A 688-nucleotide genomic window follows, 5' to 3' on the forward strand; every position below is an offset into this window, starting at 1 on the left:
CTCTTCCTCCGCTCGCCGTTCATGGCCGCCGGCGGCCTGCTGCTACCGCCTGTCCTGCTGCTCGCCATCGGCGCCATCCCGGGCATGACCAAGCCCCACGAGGCCGCCGGCGGCCATGAACGGCGAGCGGAGGAAGAGTTTCGTTTCGGTGGCGGTGATCTTGGCGAAGGTGTTCACCGGGCGCTCCTGGTCAGCGAGACGAACGCGTCGTCCAAAGTGGATGCTCCGGCCGCGGCGCGGAGCTCGGTCGGGGTGCCGGTGGCGACCACGCGCCCGGCGTCGAAGATCGCCACGCGGTCGCAGAGGCGCTCGGCCTCGTCCATGAAGTGGGTGACCAGCAGGACCGTGACGCCGGTGGCCCGGACGCCTTCGACGAGCCGCCACGTTTCGCGGCGGGCGTGCGGGTCGAGCCCGGTGGTCAGCTCGTCGAGGATGGCCAGTTCGGGCCGGCCCACCAGCGCCAGCGCGATCGAGACGCGCTGCTTCTGGCCGCCGGAGAGCTTCCCGAAGGAGCTGGTGGCGTGGTCGCGCAGTTCGAGCTGGTCGAGCAGGACGTCGATGTCGGCCGGCTGCGCGTAGAAGGAGGCGAACAGCTCCAGGGCTTCGCGGACCCGCAGCTTCGCGGGCAGTTGGCCCTCCTGCAGCTGGACGCCGACGCGGCGTTGACCCGCCGCGTCGGCGTCCAGCT

The 688-nt window shown here is 71.5% G+C and carries 2 protein-coding genes; both read right to left on the reverse strand.

Annotated features, from left to right (window positions below; genetic code table 11):
- Positions 1-42: 42 nt before the first annotated feature.
- Positions 43-177 carry a hypothetical protein gene (locus tag CCN39_RS52700; RefSeq protein ID WP_279629627.1) on the reverse strand — a complete coding sequence of 45 codons (135 nt, stop codon included), beginning with the start codon at positions 175-177 and terminating at the stop codon, positions 43-45.
- Positions 174-688, reverse strand: a 515-nt coding sequence (locus CCN39_RS45240) for an ABC transporter ATP-binding protein (protein WP_086853065.1), incomplete at its 5' end; no start/stop codon positions are given. The genes CCN39_RS45240 and CCN39_RS52700, both read right to left, overlap by 4 nt.

This window comes from Amycolatopsis kentuckyensis, from assembly GCF_002155975.1.
In the GTDB taxonomy this organism is placed as follows: Bacteria; Actinomycetota; Actinomycetes; order Mycobacteriales; family Pseudonocardiaceae; genus Amycolatopsis; species Amycolatopsis kentuckyensis.